This is a genomic window from Mesorhizobium sp. WSM4814 (assembly GCF_055811595.1).
Map to the genome: position 1 here is coordinate 32,334 of NZ_JBVVQT010000026.1, position 20,971 is coordinate 53,304.

General features: G+C 62.3%; 24 protein-coding genes and 1 tRNA gene. 8 read left to right on the top strand and 17 right to left on the bottom strand.

The features are described from left to right. The first annotated feature begins 165 nt into the window (after positions 1 to 165). Positions 166 to 248, top strand: a tRNA-Leu gene (locus AC0L2V_RS27725). Between the two features lie 89 nt (positions 249 to 337). Here AC0L2V_RS27725 and AC0L2V_RS27730 read toward each other — a convergent pair. Next, positions 338 to 919: a GDYXXLXY domain-containing protein gene (locus AC0L2V_RS27730; protein WP_473521740.1), complete on the bottom strand. Its 582-nt coding sequence runs from the start codon at positions 917 to 919 to the stop codon at positions 338 to 340. Continuing rightward, entirely contained in the window at positions 916 to 2,031 is a 1,116-nt protein-coding gene (locus AC0L2V_RS27735; RefSeq protein ID WP_473512683.1) for a DUF2157 domain-containing protein, read from the bottom strand. The genes AC0L2V_RS27730 and AC0L2V_RS27735 overlap by 4 nt, the downstream gene beginning before the upstream one ends. A 236-nt stretch (positions 2,032 to 2,267) precedes the next feature. Here AC0L2V_RS27735 and AC0L2V_RS27740 point away from each other — a divergent pair, with 236 nt between their 5' ends. Further along, on the top strand, positions 2,268 to 2,408 hold the full coding sequence (locus AC0L2V_RS27740; RefSeq protein ID WP_006335194.1) for a DUF1127 domain-containing protein: 141 nt from the start codon (positions 2,268 to 2,270) through the stop codon (positions 2,406 to 2,408). A 54-nt stretch (positions 2,409 to 2,462) separates the two neighbouring features. Beyond that, positions 2,463 to 2,603, top strand: a complete 141-nt coding sequence (locus AC0L2V_RS27745) for a DUF1127 domain-containing protein (protein ID WP_023802557.1) — start codon at positions 2,463 to 2,465, stop codon at positions 2,601 to 2,603. Positions 2,604 to 2,972: 369 nt separating this feature from the next. Here AC0L2V_RS27745 and AC0L2V_RS27750 read toward each other — a convergent pair whose 3' ends face one another. Continuing rightward, on the bottom strand, positions 2,973 to 3,563 hold the full coding sequence (locus tag AC0L2V_RS27750; protein WP_473512681.1) for a hypothetical protein: 591 nt from the start codon (positions 3,561 to 3,563) through the stop codon (positions 2,973 to 2,975). 120 nt (positions 3,564 to 3,683) lie between these two features. Here AC0L2V_RS27750 and trmFO point away from each other — a divergent pair, with 120 nt between their 5' ends. The 3 genes from trmFO to AC0L2V_RS27765 all read left to right on the top strand — a co-directional run bounded on the left by trmFO (position 3,684) and on the right by AC0L2V_RS27765 (position 5,772). Further along, positions 3,684 to 5,093, top strand: a complete 1,410-nt coding sequence (trmFO, locus tag AC0L2V_RS27755; RefSeq protein ID WP_473512679.1) for a methylenetetrahydrofolate--tRNA-(uracil(54)-C(5))-methyltransferase (FADH(2)-oxidizing) TrmFO — start codon at positions 3,684 to 3,686, stop codon at positions 5,091 to 5,093. A 72-nt stretch (positions 5,094 to 5,165) separates the two neighbouring features. Next, positions 5,166 to 5,468 (top strand): type II toxin-antitoxin system ParD family antitoxin, encoded by a 303-nt coding sequence (locus tag AC0L2V_RS27760; RefSeq protein ID WP_473521741.1) that lies wholly within the window; start codon positions 5,166 to 5,168, stop codon positions 5,466 to 5,468. Then, the gene (locus AC0L2V_RS27765) at positions 5,440 to 5,772 is read left to right on the top strand and encodes a type II toxin-antitoxin system RelE/ParE family toxin (protein WP_473512703.1); all 333 of its coding nucleotides are present in this window, start codon (positions 5,440 to 5,442) and stop codon (positions 5,770 to 5,772) included. Before AC0L2V_RS27760 ends, AC0L2V_RS27765 begins: the two co-directional genes overlap by 29 nt. Positions 5,773 to 5,833: 61 nt before the next feature. Here the strand turns inward: AC0L2V_RS27765 and AC0L2V_RS27770 are convergent, their stop codons facing one another. The 3 genes from AC0L2V_RS27770 to secDF are packed head-to-tail and all read right to left on the bottom strand — an operon-like array spanning position 5,834 to position 9,644. Beyond that, positions 5,834 to 6,685: a phytoene/squalene synthase family protein gene (locus AC0L2V_RS27770; protein WP_473521742.1), complete on the bottom strand. Its 852-nt coding sequence runs from the start codon at positions 6,683 to 6,685 to the stop codon at positions 5,834 to 5,836. 1 nt (position 6,686) lies between these two features. After that, positions 6,687 to 7,076 (bottom strand): Mth938-like domain-containing protein, encoded by a 390-nt coding sequence (locus AC0L2V_RS27775; RefSeq protein WP_023802563.1) that lies wholly within the window; start codon positions 7,074 to 7,076, stop codon positions 6,687 to 6,689. Positions 7,077 to 7,091: 15 nt separating this feature from the next. After that, positions 7,092 to 9,644 carry a protein translocase subunit SecDF gene (gene secDF, locus AC0L2V_RS27780; protein ID WP_473521743.1) on the bottom strand — a complete coding sequence of 851 codons (2,553 nt, stop codon included), beginning with the start codon at positions 9,642 to 9,644 and terminating at the stop codon, positions 7,092 to 7,094. Here secDF and AC0L2V_RS27785 point away from each other — a divergent pair, their 5' ends adjacent. After that, entirely contained in the window at positions 9,645 to 10,010 is a 366-nt protein-coding gene (locus AC0L2V_RS27785) for a hypothetical protein (protein ID WP_473521744.1), read from the top strand. On the opposite strand, the gene yajC is transcribed toward AC0L2V_RS27785, so the two are convergent. Then, a complete protein-coding gene (gene yajC / locus AC0L2V_RS27790; RefSeq protein WP_023802565.1) occupies positions 9,970 to 10,308 on the bottom strand; it encodes a preprotein translocase subunit YajC in 339 nt (112 codons plus the stop codon). The genes AC0L2V_RS27785 and yajC overlap by 41 nt on opposite strands. Before the next feature lie 277 nt (positions 10,309 to 10,585). On the opposite strand from yajC, the gene AC0L2V_RS27795 reads away from it, so the two are divergent. Next, positions 10,586 to 11,461: an ATP-binding protein gene (locus AC0L2V_RS27795; RefSeq protein WP_473521745.1), complete on the top strand. Its 876-nt coding sequence runs from the start codon at positions 10,586 to 10,588 to the stop codon at positions 11,459 to 11,461. A gap of 193 nt (positions 11,462 to 11,654) precedes the next feature. On the opposite strand, the gene AC0L2V_RS27800 is transcribed toward AC0L2V_RS27795, so the two are convergent. From AC0L2V_RS27800 to nagZ, 10 genes are all read right to left on the bottom strand, one after another. Further along, on the bottom strand, positions 11,655 to 13,157 hold the full coding sequence (locus AC0L2V_RS27800) for a peptidoglycan DD-metalloendopeptidase family protein (RefSeq protein WP_473521746.1): 1,503 nt from the start codon (positions 13,155 to 13,157) through the stop codon (positions 11,655 to 11,657). A gap of 199 nt (positions 13,158 to 13,356) precedes the next feature. After that, positions 13,357 to 14,022, bottom strand: coding sequence for a protein-L-isoaspartate(D-aspartate) O-methyltransferase (locus tag AC0L2V_RS27805; protein ID WP_473515776.1), 666 nt, complete (start codon positions 14,020 to 14,022; stop codon positions 13,357 to 13,359). Then, entirely contained in the window at positions 14,019 to 14,777 is a 759-nt protein-coding gene (gene surE / locus AC0L2V_RS27810; RefSeq protein ID WP_027156218.1) for a 5'/3'-nucleotidase SurE, read from the bottom strand. Before surE ends, AC0L2V_RS27805 begins: the two co-directional genes overlap by 4 nt. Beyond that, positions 14,777 to 16,081: a serine--tRNA ligase gene (gene serS, locus AC0L2V_RS27815; protein WP_473521747.1), complete on the bottom strand. Its 1,305-nt coding sequence runs from the start codon at positions 16,079 to 16,081 to the stop codon at positions 14,777 to 14,779. Before serS ends, surE begins: the two co-directional genes overlap by 1 nt. Positions 16,082 to 16,206: 125 nt before the next feature. Beyond that, the gene (gene tatC, locus AC0L2V_RS27820) at positions 16,207 to 17,016 is read right to left on the bottom strand and encodes a twin-arginine translocase subunit TatC (protein ID WP_051407946.1); all 810 of its coding nucleotides are present in this window, start codon (positions 17,014 to 17,016) and stop codon (positions 16,207 to 16,209) included. Positions 17,017 to 17,060: 44 nt separating this feature from the next. Further along, the gene (gene tatB, locus AC0L2V_RS27825) at positions 17,061 to 17,741 is read right to left on the bottom strand and encodes a Sec-independent protein translocase protein TatB (protein ID WP_473521748.1); all 681 of its coding nucleotides are present in this window, start codon (positions 17,739 to 17,741) and stop codon (positions 17,061 to 17,063) included. Positions 17,742 to 17,770: 29 nt separating this feature from the next. Then, positions 17,771 to 17,992, bottom strand: coding sequence for a twin-arginine translocase TatA/TatE family subunit (locus AC0L2V_RS27830; protein ID WP_023802572.1), 222 nt, complete (start codon positions 17,990 to 17,992; stop codon positions 17,771 to 17,773). A gap of 178 nt (positions 17,993 to 18,170) precedes the next feature. Then, positions 18,171 to 18,950 carry an SMC-Scp complex subunit ScpB gene (gene scpB, locus AC0L2V_RS27835; protein WP_287229315.1) on the bottom strand — a complete coding sequence of 260 codons (780 nt, stop codon included), beginning with the start codon at positions 18,948 to 18,950 and terminating at the stop codon, positions 18,171 to 18,173. Beyond that, positions 18,947 to 19,747: a segregation and condensation protein A gene (locus AC0L2V_RS27840; protein ID WP_091597197.1), complete on the bottom strand. Its 801-nt coding sequence runs from the start codon at positions 19,745 to 19,747 to the stop codon at positions 18,947 to 18,949. Before AC0L2V_RS27840 ends, scpB begins: the two co-directional genes overlap by 4 nt. A gap of 126 nt (positions 19,748 to 19,873) precedes the next feature. Further along, entirely contained in the window at positions 19,874 to 20,893 is a 1,020-nt protein-coding gene (nagZ, locus tag AC0L2V_RS27845; RefSeq protein WP_473521749.1) for a beta-N-acetylhexosaminidase, read from the bottom strand. Positions 20,894 to 20,971: the final 78 nt, after the last annotated feature.

Consider the following 20,971-nt stretch of genomic DNA (forward strand, 5'->3'; position numbering starts at 1 on the left):
GACCCGGCCGCCGACGAGTTCGTTCGCGCCGCCGTCGCCTACTGTGGACAGAAAGTCCGCGCAGTGGCCCCGAACGCCAACGCGAGGCCCAAAAACCTCGAAAATCTAAGTGTTGAACTTGTGACATGGGTTGTGACATAGACATGTCACGGTGACACGAAGCCAGCGGGTATGGCGGAATTGGTAGACGCACCAGATTTAGGTTCTGGCGTGAGAACGTGGGGGTTCGAGTCCCTCTACCCGCACCACTGCTCCCTCGAACAGTGGACTAAGGTTCCAGTACCGGAAGGCGTTGGGGGCCGCGGTCGCGCTTTCCCAATTCTAATCCGTGCCTATTCTAATAGAGCGGTTCCTCGAACAGCGTCTTGTCGCCGTCCATCAGCGCCTTGATCTGCGCGGCGCCATCGGTTGCGATTGCGACGCGGACGCCGAACGGCCGCACCCGCATGTCGTTCTGGATCGCCATCCCCTCGCCTTCCGGCAGATAGAAGCGCTCGATGCCGTAATTCGGCGCGATCGTCGTGGCTGCGCTGAGATCCCACCCTTCTGACACATGCCCGACGATATTGACTTCATCGGATGCTGCCGGTGCCGGCGCTTGCCCGAACCAGGCCGTGGTCGCGCCCCAATAGCCGTCGGAGCCCCGTCTCAGCCTGACCACGATCGGCGTATCGTCGCTCGTCAGCTTGCCGGTCGGAATGTTGGCGATCAGCTTCACCGGCAGGCGCGAAATATCATAGCTGAGTATAATGTAGTCGCCGCGCAGCAGATCGCGCGGGTCGATCGGTTCGACCCTCAGCAGCACCTGCTTGCCGTCGCGCAGGATCGCCGCCCGGCCGGCGATGATCCAGCTCAGGAAGCCGATCTGGACGAGTGTCAGCACCAGCGCTGAAATGATCAGTTTTTTGCCGGTCATCATGCCGCTGCTCCTTCTACGCTCGGGAGCCTCATGCGCTTCTCCACGCGGAGGATGACAAGGGCAAGCAGGCCAAGAAGCACAGCGGCTGCAAGGAAGAAGCCTGCCGTGTCGAGCATCGACTGCAGCATCACCACATAGATGATGGCGAGTTCGAAGGCGAAGCCGGCATAGGCAACCCAGCGCAAGCCCCTGCTCTCGCGGCCGCCCAGCACGATTGCCGCGACAGTGCCGGCAAGCGCAATGGCCGAGGCAATGCCAAAGCCGCTGTTATTGCTTTCACCGGCCAGTTCGAACTGGATCATCGCCAGGCCGGTGAGAAATCCGATCAGCGCGTGTAGCGGCAACCTGCCACCGAGTTGCAAGACCCCGTCGACGGGCTCGGCAGCGAAGATCGCAGCCGCGAAAAGCAGCGCCGACACGACAATGAGCGGGACGGCGACCTGCAGCGTTTCGTATTCCGTAAACAACAGCACGAGATAAAAGATGACCGACACGACGATCAGATGCCGCGCCGCCTGGCTGCGGGTCCAGAACGAAATGGCGAACAACACGATCGCCATGACGACGAAGAGGTGCGGAAATTCCGTGCGCCTGAAATAATCGAACCCTCTCAGGAACAGCCACGCGTCGGCAATGCCGACAGAAGCTACGGTAAGCGGGTTCGAGCGCAGCGCGACTGCCGCCAGGGCGGTGCCCGCGCCCCAGGTGATCAGGGCCGACGCTTCGTCGCCGGACAAATGGTACATCTGGCCGATCAGCGCGATCGATCCGCCAAATGCCGCTGCGGCGACGATCCAGAATGCCTCGCCGATTGCAGCATGGTCGCGTGTCTTCAGCACGGCGCCGCCGACATAGCCGGCGAAGATGATGGCGAAGAGCGCTGCCACCCGCGCCAGCCGCGGAATGGCTTCCCAGTTGGCGGCGACGAAGATCAGGACGGCCGCACCAAAAAGCAGCGCCGCCATCATCGCCAGGATCGAGCCGAAGCTCAGTGATTTGCGCTCATTGGCCTCGACGTCGCGCGTCAGCGCGTCGGCCGTCGAGGCGTCGATCAGGTCAGCCTGCAGCCATCGGGCGATATCGGCCCTGACCCGCGACGAATAGCTCGCCATGCCTTTCTCCTCCAGCTTGGTTGTCTCTTCAGCCGACCCGGACAAACCGTTGACGCTACGGCATTTTCCGATTCTGGCCTATCTATGTCGAAGACGGGAATTGCCGGCGATTGTGCATTGCACAATTTGCATTGCTGCCATGCACCAATAGCGCTTTTAAATCGATATGACCCGACCTATCTTCAGGGCGTACACAAAGACGGAATGATCCGGAAGAAAGACGAAACGAGAATACCATGAACCTGATCCGCAACTACCGCAACTGGCGCCGCTACCGGGACACCGTTTCCGAGCTGAGCCGCCTGAGCAACCGTGAACTGACCGACCTCGGCATCAGCCGCAGCGACATCCACTACGTCGCCCGCAAGGCGGTCTAATCCTCTTCGGACCGCAAATGGTCCGAACCAGTTTGACTTGAAAAGAGAACGACAATGAACCTGATCCGCAACTATCGTAACTGGCGCGTTTATCGCTCGACGGTTACCGAACTGGGTCGCCTTTCGAACCGCCAGCTGCATGATCTCGGCATCGTCCGCGAAGAGATCAAGAGCATCGCCCGCAAGGCGATCTAGTCAGAATTTCGCCAGGGTCGACCTCCTCCCCGACCCTGACGGATACGGTCAGCCTTCACCTCCTCCCGAGGGTTGACCACAAAAACGGCGCCCGCCGCACCTCCTCCCGCGGCGGGCGCTGTTTCCCCCAGGGCGAAGCGATTTCGTCCAAAAGGGTTTCGCCCCCTTTCATAAGGCGAAAGGAATTTCGTCAAAGCCGACCTCCTCCCCGGCGATGGCGAATACGGTCGATCTTCACCTCCTCCCGAGGATCGACCAGCAAAACGACACCCGCCGGATCCTCCCCCGGCGGGTGTTGTTGTTTTTCAGGCTCGACGCACACTCTGAGAATCGTTCTGGGAATTCGTTCTGGCGGGGAAGTCCCTGTCGTCAGTCGAGCGCACCGCTTTCCAGCACACCCCTCTTCTTCCACTGGCTGAGCGGAAAAATGTCCGGTGCGCCGCCCATCGGCGCATACCAGGAATCCACCACCCACTCGGTGCCTCTGCGGTCGCTGATCACCGCCGTCCAATGGGGATAGCGCCCGTCGACAAACAAGCCTCGCGAGGCCTTGTCCTCGACCTTGTGGAACCTGAAAAATTTTCGCTCGGCAAGATAGACCAGCAGCGCATGGGTATTGGTCGATTCGTCGACACAATCCATCTGGCCCCTGATGCGCGATGCGCCGAATTCCGACTGCGGCAGATCGCGAATGCCGGTGGCCCGGAAAATGCGCTGCTCGAAATAGCGAACAGCCTTCGAAATAGCCGCACGCTCGGCTTGGGGCGAACCGGCGCCGGCACGCAGGATAGAGCGGAAACGCGCGCCGTCACCGGGGCCAAGCGCCAGCATCGTGCGATAGTTGCAACTGTAGCCGTGGCAGATGGGGATCCGCTTGGAAGCCGTCGCGGCCAGTTCGCCGGCGGCCGCTGATCCACCCACGGCGATCACGACTGTCAGAAATGTCGCTCTGGCAAACATCCCAAGCACCCCGTCCATTCTCCGACAGTAGACGATTGCAGCGCTTGGCGGCAACAACGCGGCCGACACGGCCGGCTCGTGTAATTGCAATCGCAGCTACAAAGGATTATTTCGGCGCTCATGAACAAGAAACCCATTCACGTCATCGGCGGTGGCCTGGCCGGTTCTGAAGCCGCTTGGCAGGCGGCCGAAGCCGGCGTTCCCGTCGTGCTGCATGAAATGCGTCCCATCCGCGGCACCGATGCGCACAAGACGGATGGATTGGCCGAACTCGTCTGTTCCAATTCCTTCCGCTCCGACGATGCGCAGACCAACGCCGTCGGCCTGCTGCACGCCGAAATGCGGCTGGCCGGTTCGCTGATCATGAGCGCCGGCGACGCGCACCAGGTGCCGGCCGGCGGTGCGCTGGCTGTCGACCGCGACGGGTTTTCCGGAGCGGTGACAAAAAAGCTCGAAGCGCACCCGCTCATCACCATCCAGCGCGAGGAAGTGCCAGGCCTGCCGCCGGCGGATTGGGACCAGGCGATCATCGCCACCGGCCCGCTGACCGCACCTGGGCTCGCCCAATCGATCGCGGAAGTGACCGGGGCCGATGCGCTCGCCTTCTTCGACGCCATCGCGCCGATCGTCCATTTCGACACGATCGACATGGACATCTGCTGGTTCCAGTCGCGCTACGACAAGGTCGGACCTGGCGGCACCGGCAAGGATTACATCAACTGTCCGATGGACAAGGAGCAATATCTAGCCTTCGTGCAGGCGCTTGTCGACGGCCAAAAGACCGAATTCAAGCAATGGGAAGGTACGCCCTATTTCGACGGCTGCCTGCCGATCGAGATCATGGCCGAGCGCGGCGTCGAGACGCTGCGCCATGGGCCGATGAAGCCGATGGGGCTGACCAATGCGCACAATCCGTCGGTAAAGGCCTATGCCGTCGTGCAGCTTCGCCAGGACAATGCGCTAGGCACGCTCTACAATATAGTCGGTTTCCAGACCAAGCTGAAGCACGCCGAGCAGGTGCGCGTGTTCCGCACCATCCCGGGCCTCGAAAACGCCGAGTTTGCCCGCCTCGGCGGCCTGCACCGCAACACCTATATCAATTCGCCGACGTTGCTTGACCAATCGCTGCAGTTGAAATCACGGCCCGGCCTGCGCTTCGCCGGCCAGATCACCGGCTGCGAGGGCTATGTCGAAAGTGCCGCCATCGGCCTGCTTGCCGGGCGCTTTGCCGCCGCCGAGCGGTTGGGCCACGCGCCGGCGCTGCCGCCGATGACCACAGCCTTTGGCGCGCTGCTCAACCATATTACCGGCGGTCACATCGTTTCCGACGACGAGCCGGGAAAGCGCTCATTCCAACCGATGAACATCAATTTCGGCTTGTTCCCTCCGGTGGAAGCGCCGAAAGCCGAGGGAAAACGCCTGCGCGGCAAGGACAAGACCGTCGCCAGGCGGCGTGCTGTTACATCGCGTGCGTTGGATGATTGCCGGCAATGGCTAGGGCTGCCTTCGCAGGCGGAAGCAGCGGAGTAGCCTTTTCCGGTCTTGTCGATCAGTTGATCGGAGAGTAGGATATTATCCTACCTCGCCACAGGGAGCAATTCCATGGAGCCCGCCGAGAAACTGTCCGTCACCGTCACGCCCGCCATGGCGCGCATGATCCGCGAAAAAGTCGAGGATGGTACCTTTGGTTCGGCGAGCGAGGTGATCCGCGCAGCACTTCGTGCCTTCCAGCGCGAGGAGGAAGAGCATGCCGAGCGGATGGCGTCGATCAGGGCGCGCGTGAAGGCATCGATCGAGGATACAAGGCCCGCTGTTTCGCTCGAAGAAGCAATCGACAGGGTAAAGAGCCGGATTTCACGACGCGAGCGAGACAATGATGATACAGCGTCTCGCCGTCGCTCTTAGCGAAGAAGCTATTGCCGATCTCGAAGCGATGGCTGCCTACATCCTTGAGAGCAGCGGCAGCGAAAGCATCGCAAATGGTTTTGTCGATCGGATTAAACAACGCTGCCAGAGCATCGGCAATGCGCCTCGTGGTGGCCGGTCGCGCGATGACATTGCGCCGGGATTGCGGACAGTGCCGTTCGAGCACTCTGCCATCATCGCTTACGTTGTCGATGACGAACTCGTCCGCATCGTCAACATCTTCTATGGCGGTCGCGACTATGAGGCGCTGATGCGCGATGGCGGATCGAGCGACCCATCGTGACAGACGTCTACGGCTGCCGTGATAGTTCCGGCTTTCCGGATTCCTTCATCCTTGGCAGCCTTCAGGCGTCCGGCCAGCCTCGCGTCGCGCGGCGCAACAACAGAAAATGCCGGCGCCAGGCCGAGAGCCGCGCCACCTCGTTCAGAGGTGACTGACGAGAACTTTCCATCTTGCCGAGATAGGCGCGCGACAAGGCCAGCGGCAAAAATGCTGGTCTGAGCGAATCCGGCAACGACGATGCACCGCTTTCGAAAGCTGCAAGATGTTCTTGCGCCAGCGCGATCATTGCGGCGACGGCGCGTTGTGCTCCAGGCCCGTCATCGCCTGCAACGAACTCTTCGGACGACGATCCTGCCGCGGCCAGAATGTCGGCCGGGACAAAGCATTGCCCACGCTTGCGATGCAATGGCAGCAGCAGCAAAAGGCCGGTCATCGCTTGTGCGCAACCTGCCCTGCCCGCAAGTTCGGCGAAACGCGGCGCTTCGACGGGATCGAGCACCATCGCTGCAAGCTGGATGAGCGCCGCTGCTGTCTCGCCGCAATAGCCTTCCAGATCGGTGCGCGACGGCATGGGGTCGTCATAGAGATCGAAAATACGGGCTTCGAGCATGTTCTCGAAGGCGGGCTTCGGCAGGTGATGGGCGGAAATCGTCGCCTTCAACGCGTCGGCGGCGGGATGGCCTGTGCCTACCCCGGCGTCCTCGGCGGCGATGACATCGCGCCACCATTGCAGTCGCACCTCGCCGGGCAGTGCCTCGCGGATACGGTCGCGAATGCCTGATATCTCGGCATTGAAGGCATAGAGCGAAAATAGCGCGTCACGCTTGTCCTCGGGCGCATAGAGCGCGCAAACATAGCGATCATGGTCGGCGGCGCGCACCGTTTCCATGACGATTTTGGCGTTTTCGCTCACGTCACTCGACGGCAATCAGCGCGGCGGCCACCGCACGGTTTTCCGCCAGGAGAACATTGTAGGTCCGCACGGCAGCACCAGTCGACATCGGATCGGCCGCAATGCCCGCCGCCTTCAACACAGCACGCAGCGCTGCCGGCAACGGCCTGAGATCCTTGCCGGCGCCGACCAGCAGGATCTCGACCTGGTCAGCCTCGTTGAGCAGCTTGGCGAAATCCGCCGCCGTCAGTGCCAGGGGATCAGCCGGCTCCCAGCCATAGATGCCCGACGGCAGGCACAGGAGCGAGCCGCGATGCGACATGTCGGCGAAACGAAACCCGCCATTGCCATAGGCCTCGATCGGCGCACGGCCGGGGAAATGCGCTTCACGGATGACAATGCCTTTGGTCATCCCGTTGGCCACCCGTCAGGTTGCTATGGCTTTGCCGCCGCTCACCGGCTTCTCCACATCGGCCGTCGCGGTTTCCGGCCGCAGCTTGAACAGGATGAGCAATGGCGCGGCGATGAAAATCGACGAATAGGTTCCGAAGACGACGCCGAACAGCATCGCCAGCGTGAACGAGCGGATCACCTCGCCGCCGAACAGCACCAGCGCCAGCAGCGCGAGCATCGTCGTCACCGAGGTCAGCGTCGTTCGCGACAGCGTCTCGTTGATGGCGTTGTTCAACAATTGTGGCAACGGCATCCTCTTGTATTTTCGCAAGTCTTCGCGAACACGGTCATAGACGACGATCGTGTCATTGAGCGAATAGCCGATGATGGTGAGTATCGCTGCAAGCGACGATTGGTTGAATTCGAGACCGGTGATGACAAAGAAGCCGATGGTCATGACCACATCGTGGACCGTGGCGATGATGGCGCCGACCGCGAACTGCCATTCGAAGCGGAACCAGACATAGACCAGGATTCCGAGCAGCGCGATCACCATGGCGATGGTGCCTTGCTTGGCAAGCTCGCCGGAAACCGTCGGTCCCACCACCTCGACGCGGCGGAAATCGTAATGGTCCTGCAACTCGCCACGCACCTTGTCGATGACGGTCTGTTCGGCGTTCTCGCCGCCCTCCTGCGTGCCGACGCGAATCAAGACGTCATTCGGGTCGCCGAACTGCTGCACCTGCACTTCGCCGATATTGAGTTCCGAAAGCCTGCCGCGGATGTCGGCAATATCGGCGGTGCCATCCTTGGCCTGGACCTCGATCAGCGAACCGCCCTTGAAGTCGATGCCGTAATTGATGTCGACGGTCATGAACAGCACGACCGCCAGGATCGACAGCACGCTGGACAGCGCGAATGTCCAGCGGCGGATGCCCATGAACGGAATTCGCGTGCCCGGCGGGACGAGTGTCACCGGCGCGCGCGGCAATTCCTTCGGGCGGGCGCGGCGAAGCCAGATCGACACCAGCAGGCGGGTGAAGGTGAAGGCGGTGAAGACGGTGGTCAGAATGCCGATGGCGAAGGTTACGGCAAAGCCCTTCACCGGGCCGGTCCCGAGCCAGAACAGCACCACGGTCGCGATCAGCGAGGTGACGTTCGAATCGACGATGGTCGCCAGCGCTTTGGAAAAGCCCGTGTCGATCGCCTGGATTACCGAGCGGCCGTTTCGTCGCTCCTCGCGGATGCGCTCGTAGATGAGAACGTTTGAATCGACCGCCATGCCGATGGTCAGCACGATGCCGGCGATGCCGGGCAATGTTAGTGTCGCGCCAAGCAATGACAACAACCCGATGATCATCGCGACATGCACCGCCAGCGCGATGTTGGCAATAAACCCGAGAAAGCCATAGGCCACGAACATGAACACGACGACGAGGATGGAGCCGATCACGCCGGCGACCTTGCCGGCGTGAATGGAATCCTCGCCGAGCCCAGGGCCTACTGTGCGCTCTTCGATCACCGTCAGCGTCGCCGGCAGCGCGCCGGCACGCAACAGCACGGCGAGGTCGTTGGCGCTCTCGGCGGTGAAATTGCCTGAGATCTGGCCGCTGCCGCCAAGGATCGGTTCGCGGATCTGCGGCGCTGAAATCACCTGATTGTCGAGGATGATGGCAAACAGCTTGCCGACATTCTGCGAGGTGGCCTGGCCAAAACGCGCCGCCCCCTTGGAATCGAAGGTGAACGAAACCACCGGCTCATTGGTCTGGGAATTGTACGTCGCCTGCGCATCGACGAGATTTTCGCCAGAAACGATGACGCGGTTCTCGATCAGATAGGGAACCGGCGGATCATCCTGCGAATACAACACCGAGGATCCGGCCGGCGGACGACCGTTGAGCGCGTCCTGCACCGGCATCGACTGGTCGACCATCTGGAAGGTCAGCTTGGCGGTCTGGCCTAGAATGTCCTTCAGCCGTTGCGGATCCTGCAGGCCCGGCACCTGGACCAGAATGCGGTCGTCGCCTTGGCGTTGGACGATCGGCTCGGTGGTGCCGAGTTCGTTGACGCGGCGCTCGACGACTTCGAGCGACTGCGCCAGCGCCGTCGACGTGCGATATTTGATGCCGGCATCGGTGAAGGCGAATTTGAGCAGGCCAGGCTCGGAATCATCCAGCGACATTTCCTGGACGGAGCCGCCGCTGAACAGGCCGGCGGCCACCGGGTCGGTCAATGTCTTCAGCGCCGTCTTGGCGGCTTCGACCTGACCGGGATCTGTGATGCGGACCTGCACGGCCCGGCCTGATCCGGCAAGGCCGGTATAACCGATCTTGGCATCGCGCAGCCGCGTCCTGATTTCGTCGCGCGTCGTCTCCAGCCGATCCTTGATCAGATCGTTCGGATCCATCCTGAGCAGGATATGCGAGCCGCCCTGCAGATCGAGGCCGAGCGTCATCTGGCGCTTCGGAACCCAGTCGGGAAGCTTGGCGAGCGTGCTTGCCGAAAAAAGATTGGGCGCAGCCAGGATCACTGTGGCGGCCACGGCCAGCCAGATCAGGATCATCTTGAAGCGCGAGAAATAGAGCATATGGCGTCGTCCGTCACGGCATTCGGGCGGATCGTTCCGCCTGGAATTGGGTTATTTCTAGGCGCTCTGGTTCGCCACTGGCTCGCCGTGGTCCGCACAAAAGTTGATGTCGAGCACAAGGCAGTTCACTTTGATGCTGCCATCGGGCTTTCTTCAACTATTGTCAATCTTGCCGGCATGGGACCAGCGCGCAATGGCATCACGAGATCGTTGGCGCCCCGTGATACCGGCGGCCAGCCAGATCAGGTTCGTCCTGAAGCGCGACAATACAGCAAATGGCGTTTGTCGGTCTGGGTGTATCCGCAGATCGTTCGCCGACAATCGGTTATTTCTTGGCGTTCTGGTTCGCCACTGGCTCGCCTTTGACGCGCACATCGGCGATCGTCGAGCGCAGCGCCGTTACCTTGGTGCCACCGCCGAGATCGATCTCGAGCTCGTTGTCATCGATGACCTTGGTCACCTTGCCGACGAAACCGCCGCCAGTGACGACCGTATCGCCGCGGCGCACCGCCGCCAGCATCTCGCCGCGCTTCTTCAACTGCGTGCGCTGCGGCCGGATGATCAGAAAATACATGATCACGAAAATCAGGACAAACGGCAAAATGCTGATGAACATATCCGGGGAGGTGCCGACGCCTTGGGCATATGCCGGTGTCACGAACATCGAAGTACTCCTGAATTTTGAAAAACAGCCGCCAAACGGGTAATTTGGCGGCCCCGTGAAATTTGGCCGGAATATAGTCGGTAAAGTTGCCAATGCAACTGCGGCCGAGCATTTCAGCTGCTTTTCCGGCTGGTTGAGCCGTGTTAGAGCATGGTCCCGAATTATGGAGCGCGGTTCTCGAAAAAGATCGTGCCCTAACAAAAGGTTGGAGCCGGTTCCGAAACCGCCGGAATCAATAGGTTCCGTTGCTTCGTGAATGCAAAAACAAAAGACAAGAATGACCGACAGCACCATCGAAGCCCTGAACAGGAAGCTCGACCGCCTGATCGAGGCGGTCGCCCGCCTCGCCCCGCCTCCGGTGCCGGAAACCGATCTCGGCGGGGCCGACTGCTTTGTCTGGCAGGCTGATCCCGGCTATCTGGAGCCGGTGCGCAAGGTCAACCGCGTCGACATCGGTTTGATCCGCGGCGTCGACCGGGTCCGCGACATACTGGTCGACAACACCGAGCGTTTCGCCTCCGGTTACGCAGCCAACAACGTGCTGTTGTGGGGCGCACGCGGCATGGGAAAATCCTCGCTGGTCAAGGCCGTGCATGCGGCGGTCAACGCATCGGCAAAGCTGGACCTGCCACTCAAGCTCATCGAGATCCACCGCGAGGACATCGACACGCTGCCGAAGCTGATGGCGCTGCTGAAGGCAGCGCCTTACCGTTTTATCCTGTTTTGCGACGACCTCTCATTCGACCACGATGACACGTCCTACAAGTCGCTGAAGGCGGCGCTCGAAGGCGGAGTCGAGGGCCGCCCGGTCAATGTGATCTTCTACGCCACGTCGAACCGGCGCCACCTTTTGCCGCGCGACATGATCGACAACGAGCGCTCGACCGCCATCAACCCGTCGGAAGCGGTCGAGGAAAAAGTCTCGCTCTCCGACCGTTTCGGCCTCTGGCTCGGCTTCCACAAATGCTCGCAGGACGAGTATCTCGACATGATCGACGGATATGTCCGCCATCACGGACTTGCCATCGATCCCGAGACGCTGCGCGCCGAGGCGCTGGAATGGGCGACGACGCGCGGCAGCCGTTCGGGCCGCGTCGCCTGGCAGTACACCCAGGATCTGGCAGGCCGGCTCGGCAAGTCGCTCCAGGATTAGACCATGATCCCGAACCGAAGGTCAGCGTAGCAAAAAGTGGAGCCCGGTTTTCGGACAAGATCATGGTCCGGAAAAGCCCTGAAAAAGCCCGCCCCTTGCGGAGCGGGCTGAGCCGGCGGGCCGGACTGGAGGTCAGGCGGCCCGCAATCGCTTTTCTTGTTCTATTCAAGATAGGTCGAAGGATCGACTTTCTTTATTCAAGATAGGTCGAAGGATCGACCGGCGCCGAATTCTTGCGCACTTCGAAATGCAGTTTCGGCGAGTCGGTGGTGCCGCTCATGCCGGACTGCGCGATCTCCTGGCCGCGCTTGACCTTCTGGCCGCGCTGGACCTCTATCGAACGGGCGTGACCATAGACTGTGACCAAACCGTTCTCGTGGCGCACCAGCACCGTATTGCCGAATTCCTTGAGGCCATCGCCGGCATAGATGACGACGCCGTTCTCGGCCGCCTTGACTGGCGTTCCTTCCGGCACGGCGATGTCGACACCATCCTTGCCGCCGCCGAAACTGGAGATCACGCGGCCGCGCACCGGCCAGCGCATCTTGCCGATACCGGTGGCGTTCGGCGCGACCGCGTCGTCGTCCTCGGCCTGCTGGATGACCTTTTCCTTCTTCGGCGGCGTGTAGGCGGCGAGCGTTTCCGACGGCGTTGTCTTCGCCGCAGGCGGGGTGGTGGCAGTTGTTACCGGATCGACCTTTGCCGGCTTGGCGTTGGCAACTGTCGCGGTTCCGCCGGTCGGCACCTTCAATGTCTGGCCGATCTTGAGCAGACCCTCCTGCATGCCGTTCGCCTGCTTCAACGCAACCACGCCGACGCCGGTCTTCCTGGCGATGGCCGACAGCGTATCGCCCTGCTGCACAGTGTAGGAGCCACCGGCACCAGCCGCCTTGGGTGCGGCGTCCTTCGGCTGGCTTGCCGCGGCCGATGCATCCACCTGCGCGGCGGATTTGCCCTCCTTGAGCTTGGGCTGTTGCGGCAGCACGGCGACCATCTCCGGCGCCTTGACCGGCACATCGTGCTTGGTGTCGTTCGCAGGCTTGGCGTCGGCAAGCTTCGGGGCCGGTTTCTTGCCCGAATAGGCATAGGCCGGGATGACGATCTTCTGGCCGGTCTTCAGCCCGTTGGTCGCGCTTAGCCCATTGACCTTCATCAGGGCGTCGGCGGGCACGCCGTAGCGCCGCGACAGGCCGGAAATGGTCTCGCCATCCCTAACGATGATCTCGGCTGCACGCGGTTCGCCGCCCGCCGTCGCCATGCGCGGGGCATCGGGCTGTGACTCTTTGAACGGCTTTGCCACGGTTCCGGCAGTCCGGTCGACCCGGGGAGCGGCTGGCGCCGAAGCGGCGCGAGCCGGACTGGCGGCGGGCGCCGACGCGGTAGCCGGCTGCGCCTGGTCGACCGGCGGCAATTGCTGCGTCGTGACCGGTTCGAGGCTTGAACGGCTTACCGACTGGGTGTGGCCGCCGTCGAGCGGCGCGGTCGAAACCGCGGCGGCATCGCCGGGATAGGGCTGGGCGGCGTCCTGCTTGTCGATGATGGCGCGCTGGTTGTTTGTCGACGACGTGAAGACGTCGTCGACACTGTTGAACCGCGAGACCTGGGAGCTGCATCCCGCTGTAGTGCCCGCAACCATCAGGACGGCGATACCCCGCGCCAGGTTGCGTCCGTTTGCCTTCAAAATACTGAATTGCATCGCATTTACCCGCAGATACCCGGTACAGACTGACCGTGATTAAAGCGCGTTAATGTTACCGGCCGGTTAAACCTCTAGAATCAGACGCAAATTTTCTTAAAATATTTAAAGCTGCATTGGACGGGCGTGACTGAGCTGAGGCAAGCCGGAGACGGATCAGACAGGTGAGTTGCGGGCATCACCTGAATATCGACAGATCCTAGATGACGGCGGCCACGCTGCGCAGGATCGGCTGCAGGCGTACGAGACCGATGTCCTCGCGTTCGAAGCGGCTGCCGACCTTGGTCAGCTTGGCCAGCACCTGCTCGCCCTCCTCGGGTCCGATCGGGGCGATGACGATGCCGCCGCTCGACAATTGATCGAGCAGGAAGCGCGGCAGGCTGTCGAAGGCCGCCCACGCGACGATACGGTCGAACGGCGCTTCATTGGCCAGTCCGTTGGAGCCGTCCGCCTGGCGCACGACGACATTGCCGATGCCGAGCGCCTCGAAGCGCTGTTTGGCCTGCTCGACCAGCGTCTTGTAGCGATCGATTGTGACGACGCGCGCGGCGAGCCGCGACATCACCGCCGCCGTGTAGCCCGACCCGGTGCCGATCTCGAGCACCCGGTTGCCCGGCTCGATGGCAAGTGCTGCGATCACCGCAGCCTGCAGGTCGGCGCCCTCGATCGCCTCGCCGCATTCGATCGGTAGCATGCGGTCCGACCAGGCGATCGGATGGAACTGTGCGGAAAGGAAGCCGCGCCGCGGCGTCGCCTCGAAGGCGGCGATCAGCGCCTTCGGCACCACGCCCTTGCCGCGCAGACGGAGCAGGAAAGCGGCGAAGCCTTCGCGGTCATCGGCCGTCGGACCATGGTTCAGGTTCATGCGAGCGCCTTGGTCAGTTGATCGCGAATTTCATGCGCCGTGAGATCGAGCTGCAGCGGCGTCACCGACACCAGCCGGTTGCGCATGGCATGGAGATCAGTGCCTTGCTTGCCCTCGACCGGCTCGCGGCCGAAGCGCAGCCAATAATAGGGAAGCCCGCGGCCGTCGCGGCGCTCGTCGACCCACAGGCTGTGGACGAGCTTGCCTTGCGAGGTGACCACCGTGCCGGCGATCTCTTCGGGAAGGCAATTCGGAAAATTGACGTTGAGCAGCACGCCATCCGGCAGCGGCATGGCGACCAGTTTTTTGAGCAGCGCCGGCGCCAGCGCCTCGGTGGTCTCGTAAGGGACGAGGCGATCCTCGCCGACATAGGAATAAGCCTGGCTGAGCGCGATCGAGCGCACACCGAGCAGCGCGCCTTCCATGGCGCCGGCAACGGTGCCCGAATAGGTGACGTCGTCGGCGATGTTGGCGCCGGAATTGACCCCGGACAGGATCAGGTCTGGTGCTGCGGGCAGGATTTTTTTTACGCCCATGATGACGCAGTCGGTCGGCGTGCCGCGCACGGCAAAGTGCTTTTCGCCGATCTTTCTCAGGCGCAGCGGCTCCGAGATCGACAGCGAATGCGCATAGCCGGACTGATCCTGCTCCGGAGCCACCACCCAGACATCGTCCGACAGCGTGCGGGCGATGCGTTCGAGCGATGCAAGGCCCTCGGCATGGATGCCGTCATCATTGGTCAGGAGGATGCGCATTATCTCGATTCGATCTTTTCCAGATCGCCCATGTAAGGCCGAAGCGCTTCAGGAATGGTTACGCTGCCATCCTCGTTCTGGTAGTTTTCGATGACGGCAATAAGGGCGCGGCCGACGGCGGTGCCGGAACCGTTCAGCGTGTGGACGAAGCGGTTGCCCCTGCCGTCCTTGTCCTTGTAGCGGGCATCCATGCGCCGTGCCTGGAAATCGCCACAGACCGAGCAGGACGAAATCTCGCGATAGGCGTTCTGGCCCGGCAGCCAGACCTCGATGTCATAGGTCTTGCGCGCGCCAAAGCCCATGTCGCCGGTGCACAGCGTCACGGTGCGGAACGGCAGGCCGAGCCGCTTCAGCACTTCCTCGGCGCATTCGGTCATCCGCTCGTGCTCGGCAAGCGAGGTGTCCTGGTCGGTGATCGACACCAGTTCGACCTTGTAGAACTGGTGCTGGCGCAGCATGCCGCGCGTATCGCGCCCGGCCGAGCCCGCTTCCGAACGGAAGCACGGCGTCAGCGCGGTATAGCGCAGCGGCAATTTTTCATGCGGCGTGATCTCTTCGCGCACGAGATTGGTCAGCGGCACTTCGGCGGTGGGAATGAGGCCAAGCCTGCCATCCCCATGCGAGGCAAAGAACAGATCCTCCTCGAACTTCGGCAGTTGCCCGGTGCCGAAAAGAGCTTCGTCGCGCACCATCAGCGGCGGCTGGATCTCCTCGTAGCCATGCTCGGTCGTATGCAGGTCCAGCATGAACTGGCCGAGCGCGCGCTCCATCCGTGCCAGTCCGCCCTTGAGCACCGTGAACCGCGAACCGGACAGTTTCGCCGCCCGTTCGAAATCCATCATGCCGAGCGCTTCGCCGATCTCGAAATGCTCCTTCACCCAGTTCGGGCGGGCCGGCACCTTGCCGACGGTGCGCTTGACGACGTTGTCGTACTCGTCCTTGCCGACCGGCACGTCGTCGAGCGGCACGTTGGGCAGCACCGCCAATGCGTCGTTCAGCGCCTTGTCGAGCTCGCGTTCGCGCGCCTCGCCGTTCTGGATGAAGGCCTTGATCTCGCCGACCTCGGCCTTCAGTCTTTCGGCAAGGGCGGCGTCGCCCGAGCGCATGGCGTTGCCGATTTCTCTCGAGGCGGCGTTGCGGCGCTCCTGCCTGATCTGCAGCTCGGTCAGATGTTCGCGCCGCGCCTCGTCCCTGGCGATCAGATCATCGACCGTGGATTGCGCCTCCGCAGCCGGCCACGAGCGCTTCTGCAGCGCCTCGACAAGGGCCTTCGGATGGTCGCGAATCCATTTGATGTCAAGCATGGTCTGTTCGTCCTCAAGTAGGCTAGAGGGGGCGTAAACCGCATCCTTGACCGATGCAAGATGTGAAGATCGAGTTCCCTCGCGCCCCGCGCTGTCCCGCAAACCTGAAGATAACGGCGATGCCGCTAGGTTGACGACGCGTCCGCCGGCTTTTCGGCCGCCGCTTCCGCAGCCTCCCGCTTCTCGCGCGCCAGACGTTCCCGTTCCTTGCTGCGCTCGATCAGCCGGGCCGACCAGATCGAGACCTCGTAGAGAAGGATGGTGGGAACGGCCAGGCCGATCTGGCTTATCGGGTCGGGCGGCGTCAGAATAGCCGCGACGACGAAGGCGATGACGATTGCCCATTTGCGCTTTTCGACCAGCGCCTCGGACGACAGCATGCCCACCCGCGTCATCAGGCTGGTCACCACCGGCAACTGGAACACCAGACCGAAGGAGAAGATCAGCGTCATGATCAGGCTGAGATATTCCGACACTTTCGGCAGCAGCGAAATCTGCACCTGGTCGTCGGTGCCGGCCTGCTGCATGGCGAGGAAGAACCACATCACCATCGGCGTGAAGAAGAAATAGACCAGCGACGCGCCCATCAGGAACAGGATCGGCGAAGCGATCAGGAACGGCAGGAAGGCGTTGCGTTCATTCTTGTAGAGACCGGGCGCGATGAATTTGTAGATCTGGGTGGCGATCAGCGGAAAGGCGATCACCATGCCGCCGAACATCGCCAGCTTGACCTGGGTGAAGAAGAATTCCTGCGGCGCCGTGTAGATCAGCTCGACCTTGTGCGGGTCGAGCCCTGCCCATTGCGTCGCCCATTTGAACGGGATGACCAGCAGGTTGAACAACTGCTTGGCGAAGAAGAAGCAGAACAGGAAGGCGACGAAGAACCCGCCGATCGACCACATCAGCCGCCGGCGCAACTCGATCAGATGCTCCATCAGCGGAGCCGCCGACTTGTCGATCTCGTCCTTTTCCGAAATGCTCACTTGGCGGCTCCCGCCGTCTTTTTGGCGGCTGCGGCCGGCTTCTTCACCGTTGCTGCTGCGGGCTTCGGCTCGGCCTTTTTAGCCGCGGTCTTTGTCACAGCAGGTTTTGCCGCTGGCTTCGCTGCGGCCTTGGAGGCCGGCATCGCTTTCGCTGGCGCGGCCTCCGTCTTCGCCGCCGAGGCCTTTGGCGATGCGGCCGGCGCCGCCGTCGCGACAGGCGGGGTCACCGAACCATCGGTCATCGCCGGAAAGGTCGGCGCCGCCGGCGCCGCGTCCGGGGCATCGACGCCCGGCAGCACCGTCGCGCCATTGTTCAGCGCGGTATCCTGCGGCGTCGAAGCAGCCGGCGCGACCGGGTCTGCGGCCGGCTTCGGCTTCATCACCGCGTCGACGCCTGAACGGACGTCGGCCGCCGCCTGCTCGAACGGGTTGAGCTGTTTCCTGATCTCGGCGGCCGGGTTGAGGCTTCTGAGTGAATCGACCGACTTCTTGACGTCGTCAAGCTCGGCCTCCTTCAGCGCATCGTTGAACTGTTTCTGGAAGTCGGCGGCCATGCCGCGCATCTTCGCCGTCGTGCGGCCAAAAGTGCGCAGCATCTTGGGCAAATCCTTGGGCCCGACGACCACGATCATGACGATCGCGATCACCAGCATCTCGGTCCAGCCGATGTCGAACATGGCGATACGTTCCGACTAAAGTTTTGGGCTCAGCTCTTGCTGGCCTTTTCCTTCGCTGCCGAAACGGTTTCGTCGGCACGGTGCTCGACGGTGCGCTTGTCCTCGGCAACCTCGTCGTCGGCGATGCCCTTCTTGAAGCTCTTGATACCCTTGGCCATGTCACCCATCAGCTCGGGAATCTTGCCGCGACCGAACACCAGCAGCACGATCACCAGCACGATCAGCCAATGCCAAATCGAAAATGAACCCATAACAATCTCTCTCGAAAGTTTTCTCTGACGATGATCTATGCGCTTTCGCGCCGGGATTCAAACACAACCGCGACAGAGTTTATAAATGAGTGGCCGAAGTCACGCAGTTTCGGCGCCTCAGCCCGCTACCTATCGGCGCAGCCGCTAAATACCATCGCTTTCGGCACGTCGCTTGCGGTCAATCTTCCTCGACGCGCGGCGTCAACAGGCCAAGTTCCTCAAGGTCGATGTCGGTCAGCGGATCCTCGTCATCGGTCAGCACGTCCGGGTCGGCCGGCGGCATCGGAATGGAAAAATTCGACGGCATGCGGCCCGAAAGCAGCCCGGCACCCTTCAATTCCTCCATGCCTGGGAGATCGCGGATCTCCTCCAACGCGAAATGGTCGAGGAAGATGTCGGTGGTGCCGTAGGTAACGGGACGGCCGGGCGTGCGGCGCCGGCCGCGCATCTTCACCCATTCGGTCTCCATCAGCGTGTCCAGCGTGCCCTTCGAGGTCTCGACGCCTCTGATATCCTCGATCTCGGCGCGCGTCACCGGCTGGTGGTAGGCGATGATCGCCAGCACTTCGAGCGCCGCACGGGACAGCTTCTTCTGCTGCACCGTGTCGCGGCTCATCAGGAAAGCGAGATCGCCGGCGGTGCGGAACGCCCAGGCATCGCCAACGCGCACCAGATTGACGCCGCGCCGCGCATAAATCTGCTGCAGTTCAGCCATCGCCGCGGCAATATTGATGCCGTCGGGCAGGCGCCCGGCAAGCTGCCTTTCGCTGACCGGTTCGGCGCTGGCGAAAACGATCGCCTCGGCCATGCGCACGGCCTCTGCCATATGCAGCCGCTCGCCGGGATTCTGGGACAAGTTCTGGGCCTGACTTTCTGCCGGCACCTCGGCGAGCACGCCGTCTTCGGTCTCGTCGTCGACCTTGAACGGAATGACCGAAGCGTTGGTGCGCTCGCTCATGATGCCACCTCAACTGCCCTGATGCCTTGCGCACGACCGCGCAGATAGAGCGGCGCGAACACTTCGTCCTGCCGCATTTCCATTTTGCCTTCGCGCACCAGTTCCAGCGTCGCCGCAAACGAACTGGCAATCGCGGTACGCCGCTCGTCCGGGTCGGTCAGATATTCGACCAGGAAACGGTCCAGCGCCGTCCAGTCGGCAAGCGTGCCGATCAGCCTGTTCAGGATGTCGCGCGCATCCTTGAGCGACCACACACCGCGCCTGGCGATCGTCACATTGGTGATCGCCTGCTTCTGGCGTTGCGCCGCATAGGCGGTCAGCAGATCGTAGAGCGAGGCCGAATAGGCGTTGCGTTTCTCGACGATGACCATTTCCGGCATGCCGCGGGCGAACACGTCGCGCCCGAGCCGATTGCGATTGACCAGGCGTGCCGCCGCGTCACGCATCGCTTCCAGCCGCTTCAACCGGAATTGCAGCACCGCCGCCAGTTCCTCGCCGCTTTCACCGTCGTCGCCGGGTTGCTTGGGGATCAAGAGCTTCGACTTGAGAAACGCCAGCCACGCCGCCATCACCAGATAGTCGGCGGCAAGCTCCAGCCTGAGCGCCCTCACCTTTTCGACGAAGGCCAGATATTGCTCGGCCAGCGCCAGGATCGAGATGCGCGACAGATCGACCTTCTGGTTGCGGGCAAGATGCAGCAGAAGATCGAGCGGGCCCTCGAAACCGTCGACATCGACGACCAGCGCGGGATCGCCGGTCAGCCGCGAATCGTCGTTCTCGGCCCAAAGACGGTCCATCGGTGCGGCCTTGCCGGCCTTGCTGTCCAATGTTTCCGCCACTTCCTGTCGCTTCCTTTGCTTCTAACTTCGTGTTTGGCCGTGATCTGTTCCGAAAAACCGGCTCCCACCGTTCGGGATCATGGTCTAGGCCACCGCATCGAAATAGGTGGCGAATTCGGCGCGTATCTCGGTTTCATCAGCCCGATCGCGGTTCTTGATATAGGTCAGCGCCCGTTGCGCGCGTTGCAGCGACGTGCCTTCAAGCCCCGTTGTGCGCGACGCAATGCCGACCATCTCCTCGAAAACGCCGTTGCAGTGAAGGACCAGATCGCAGCCCGCCGCAAGGATCGCCGCCGCCTTTGTCGGGAAATCCCCAGAAAGTGCCTTCATCGAGGTGTCGTCGCTCATCAGCAGCCCGTCGAAACCGATTTCGCCGCGGATAATCTCGTCGATGACCTTGCCGGAGGTGGTGGCCGGGTTCTTCGCGTCGATCGCGCTGTAGACGACATGCGCCGTCATCGCCATCGGCAAATGATTGAGCTCCCTGAACGGGGCGAAATCATGCCGCTGCAAGTCGCTCATCGAGGCATCGACGGTCGGCAGTTCGAAATGCGTGTCGGCAAAGGCCCGTCCATGCCCGGGAATATGCTTCATCACCGGCAGCACGCCTCCCGACATCAGGCCCTCCGCCGCGGCGCGGCCCAGTTCGATAACGGCACGAGGCTCCTTGCCATAGGCGCGCGCGCCGATGACGTCGCTGGCGCCCTCGATCGGCACGTCGAGCACCGGCAGGCAATCAGCCGTGATGCCGTAGCGCAGCAGGTCGAAAGCATGCAGCCGCGCCATCAGCCATGCTGCGCGGTTGCCGGCATCGTGGTCGTTGCGCCACAAGGCGCCGAGCGCGCCACCGGCCGGATAATTCGGTGCCAGCGGCGGCCGCAGGCGCTGCACACGGCCGCCTTCCTGGTCGATGAACACCGGGGCGTCCGGGCGCTCGACACAATCGCGCATCGCGGCGACCAGATCGCGGATCTGCTCGGCCTCGCCGATGTTGCGGGCAAACAGGATGAATCCCCACGGGCATTCGCTGCGATAGAAACTGATTTCGTCGCGTGTGAGCGATTTCCCGGCGCAGCCAAGGATCATGGATTTTGATTCGGTCATGGGCGGGAGTTTAGAGCTTCACGCAGACAAAGGGAATCGCATCGAGCCACATCGCTCGGGCCGGAATCCCTTCCACAC

What these genes read in the sequence shown, in the direction of transcription:
- AC0L2V_RS27730 (WP_473521740.1), bottom strand. Translation starts at nt 919, where the DNA reads ATGATGACCGGCAAAAAACTGATCATTTCAGCGCTGGTGCTGACACTC.
- AC0L2V_RS27735 (WP_473512683.1), bottom strand. Translation starts at nt 2,031, where the DNA reads ATGGCGAGCTATTCGTCGCGGGTCAGGGCCGATATCGCCCGATGGCTG.
- AC0L2V_RS27740 (WP_006335194.1), top strand. Translation starts at nt 2,268, where the DNA reads ATGAACCTGATCCGCAACTACCGCAACTGGCGCCGCTACCGGGACACC.
- AC0L2V_RS27745 (WP_023802557.1), top strand. Translation starts at nt 2,463, where the DNA reads ATGAACCTGATCCGCAACTATCGTAACTGGCGCGTTTATCGCTCGACG.
- AC0L2V_RS27750 (WP_473512681.1), bottom strand. Translation starts at nt 3,563, where the DNA reads ATGTTTGCCAGAGCGACATTTCTGACAGTCGTGATCGCCGTGGGTGGA.
- trmFO (WP_473512679.1), top strand. Translation starts at nt 3,684, where the DNA reads ATGAACAAGAAACCCATTCACGTCATCGGCGGTGGCCTGGCCGGTTCT.
- AC0L2V_RS27760 (WP_473521741.1), top strand. Translation starts at nt 5,166, where the DNA reads ATGGAGCCCGCCGAGAAACTGTCCGTCACCGTCACGCCCGCCATGGCG.
- AC0L2V_RS27765 (WP_473512703.1), top strand. Translation starts at nt 5,440, where the DNA reads ATGATACAGCGTCTCGCCGTCGCTCTTAGCGAAGAAGCTATTGCCGAT.
- AC0L2V_RS27775 (WP_023802563.1), bottom strand. Translation starts at nt 7,076, where the DNA reads ATGACCAAAGGCATTGTCATCCGTGAAGCGCATTTCCCCGGCCGTGCG.
- secDF (WP_473521743.1), bottom strand. Translation starts at nt 9,644, where the DNA reads ATGCTCTATTTCTCGCGCTTCAAGATGATCCTGATCTGGCTGGCCGTG.
- AC0L2V_RS27785 (WP_473521744.1), top strand. Translation starts at nt 9,645, where the DNA reads ATGGCGTCGTCCGTCACGGCATTCGGGCGGATCGTTCCGCCTGGAATT.
- yajC (WP_023802565.1), bottom strand. Translation starts at nt 10,308, where the DNA reads ATGTTCGTGACACCGGCATATGCCCAAGGCGTCGGCACCTCCCCGGAT.
- AC0L2V_RS27795 (WP_473521745.1), top strand. Translation starts at nt 10,586, where the DNA reads ATGACCGACAGCACCATCGAAGCCCTGAACAGGAAGCTCGACCGCCTG.
- AC0L2V_RS27800 (WP_473521746.1), bottom strand. Translation starts at nt 13,157, where the DNA reads ATGCAATTCAGTATTTTGAAGGCAAACGGACGCAACCTGGCGCGGGGT.
- AC0L2V_RS27805 (WP_473515776.1), bottom strand. Translation starts at nt 14,022, where the DNA reads ATGAACCTGAACCATGGTCCGACGGCCGATGACCGCGAAGGCTTCGCC.
- surE (WP_027156218.1), bottom strand. Translation starts at nt 14,777, where the DNA reads ATGCGCATCCTCCTGACCAATGATGACGGCATCCATGCCGAGGGCCTT.
- serS (WP_473521747.1), bottom strand. Translation starts at nt 16,081, where the DNA reads ATGCTTGACATCAAATGGATTCGCGACCATCCGAAGGCCCTTGTCGAG.
- tatC (WP_051407946.1), bottom strand. Translation starts at nt 17,016, where the DNA reads ATGGAGCATCTGATCGAGTTGCGCCGGCGGCTGATGTGGTCGATCGGC.
- tatB (WP_473521748.1), bottom strand. Translation starts at nt 17,741, where the DNA reads ATGTTCGACATCGGCTGGACCGAGATGCTGGTGATCGCGATCGTCATG.
- AC0L2V_RS27830 (WP_023802572.1), bottom strand. Translation starts at nt 17,992, where the DNA reads ATGGGTTCATTTTCGATTTGGCATTGGCTGATCGTGCTGGTGATCGTG.
- scpB (WP_287229315.1), bottom strand. Translation starts at nt 18,950, where the DNA reads ATGAGCGAGCGCACCAACGCTTCGGTCATTCCGTTCAAGGTCGACGAC.
- AC0L2V_RS27840 (WP_091597197.1), bottom strand. Translation starts at nt 19,747, where the DNA reads ATGGACCGTCTTTGGGCCGAGAACGACGATTCGCGGCTGACCGGCGAT.
- nagZ (WP_473521749.1), bottom strand. Translation starts at nt 20,893, where the DNA reads ATGACCGAATCAAAATCCATGATCCTTGGCTGCGCCGGGAAATCGCTC.